The organism is Pseudorhodoplanes sp., assembly GCF_046289595.1.
Taxonomy (GTDB): domain Bacteria; phylum Pseudomonadota; class Alphaproteobacteria; order Rhizobiales; family Xanthobacteraceae; genus Pseudorhodoplanes.
On record NZ_JBKBVB010000236.1, the window covers coordinates 1 to 1,873 of the forward strand.

General features: G+C 63.5%; 3 protein-coding genes. 2 read left to right on the forward strand and 1 reads right to left on the reverse strand.

Features of this window, described 5'->3' with window-relative positions; all coding sequences use genetic code 11:
* The coding region (locus tag ACK41X_RS23510) for a FoF1 ATP synthase subunit delta (RefSeq protein WP_409728762.1) at positions 1 to 270 on the reverse strand (270 nt) is incomplete at its 3' end.
* Between the two features lie 339 nt (positions 271 to 609).
* Here ACK41X_RS23510 and sugE point away from each other — a divergent pair.
* Positions 610 to 948 (forward strand): quaternary ammonium compound efflux SMR transporter SugE, encoded by a 339-nt coding sequence (gene sugE / locus ACK41X_RS23515; protein ID WP_409728765.1) that lies wholly within the window; start codon positions 610 to 612, stop codon positions 946 to 948.
* A 142-nt stretch (positions 949 to 1,090) separates the two neighbouring features.
* The coding region (locus ACK41X_RS23520; RefSeq protein ID WP_409728768.1) for a SulP family inorganic anion transporter at positions 1,091 to 1,873 on the forward strand (783 nt) is incomplete at its 3' end.

A 1,873-nucleotide genomic window follows, 5' to 3' on the forward strand; every position in this document is an offset into this window, starting at 1 on the left:
GTTCGACGCCACCAGCTTCACGAAATTTCCGGCAATGCCGTCAATGCCGGCCTTCTGCAGGATCGGCTCCAGCGCCTTGACCTGCTCGTCGGCGGTGAAGACCGGACTGCGCACCAGGCGCTTCAGGTCGTCGCTCGCGGCGATCATCTCATCGAACCGGTCGAGGTCGGCCCGGACCTTGTCGAGGACCTTGTCCTCAAGTGCGAGCTCAAACAAAGCGGTGGCGTAGCGCCCCGCCACGCCGGCAACTATCGGTTGTTCGCTTGCCATTGACCTTTAGCGCACGTGCTGTCCGCAAGCCTGATACCGTCGCGGCAGCGGCGGCCCAAACCATTGGAATTCAAGGGGAATTCCGATTCCGACAGACGGTCACGGGCGCCCCCGGAGTCCGGTCGAAATCGAGGCGGTTGCTAACACGCAAGCGATGCTTGTTGCAACATGGAGAAAGCCCTGAATTGATCCAAAAATCGGCCTATTCCAGCGCCTTTCGTCGCATTCGCCGGCAGTGGCGGCGGGCGCGGCCTGTCCTATCTATGGCAACGGAGGACGGCCTCCGCGGAGCTCCGCATGTCACCGGCAGGGACGGCCCTGCCCATATCGAGACGCGGCATGTCCCCCCAAATCCCATCTCAACTTCCCTGGCTTTACCTGCTCATCGCCGGCCTGTTCGAGGTCGGCTGGGCCATTGGCCTCAAATACACCGACGGCTTTTCGCGGCTGTGGCCCTCGCTCGGCACCGGCGCGGCCATGATCGTCAGCCTCGGCTTTCTCGGGCTGGCGCTGAAGGATCTGCCGGTCGGCACCGCCTATGCGGTCTGGACCGGGATCGGGGCGATCGGCACGGTCATACTCGGCATCGTGCTGTTCGCCGAGCCCGCGACCGCGCTGCGGCTGGCCTGTGTGGGGCTGATCGTGGCCGGGATCGTCGGTCTGAAGCTCGTCACCTAGGAGTCTGAGCGCAATCCGTTCCGAAAGCCGGTTTCCGCTTCTCCGGATCGCGCTCAGCGCAATTGAGCCGCCGCAAAGACGCGCATCGGAATCCGGGGCAGATGCGCTATAAAATTCCCAATCTCGCCATTCGAGGACGGAGATGGACGCGACTGCGCCTGCGGGCCACCGCAGCGAACCGACTTTTGCCGATCTCTATACGCCGAAGCTGATCACGGTTCTGCGCGAGGGCTATGGGCTTGACGGTCTGCGCGCCGATGCGGTGGCCGGTCTCACTGTCGCAATCGTTGCCCTGCCGCTCGCCATGGCCATCGCCATCGGCGCCGGACTTGGACCGGAGCGGGGGCTCTATGCCGCCATCGTCGGCGGCTTTTTGATTTCGCTCCTTGGTGGCAGCCGCTTCCAGATCGGCGGGCCGGCCGCAGCCTTTATCGGGCTGGTCGCGCTCACCGTTCAGCGTCACGGCTATGACGGCCTGATGCTCGCAACCCTGATGGCCGGGCTTCTGCTGCTTGTCATCGGCTTCCTGCGGCTCGGAACCTATATCAAGTACATTCCCTATCCCGTCACGGTCGGCTTCACCGCAGGCATTGCCCTTATCATCCTCATTACCCAGATCCGCGACCTGTTCGGTCTGACGCTGACGACCGACCCGCCGGAAACCCTGCACAAGATCGAAGCGCTGTGGCAGTCGATCGGGACCGTCAACCCGGTCACCGTTGGCCTGTCGATCTTCTCGGTTGCGGCAATCGTCGTTCTGAAGAAGCTGCGCCCGGACTGGCCGACGCTGCTGATCGCGGTGGTCGCCGCGACCCTGATCACCTCTTTCTTCGGTCTGAATGTAGAGACCATCGGCTCGCGATTCGGCCCGATCCAGTCCGGGATGCCGGCGCCCGCCTTGCCGGCATTCAGCATCGAAAAGATC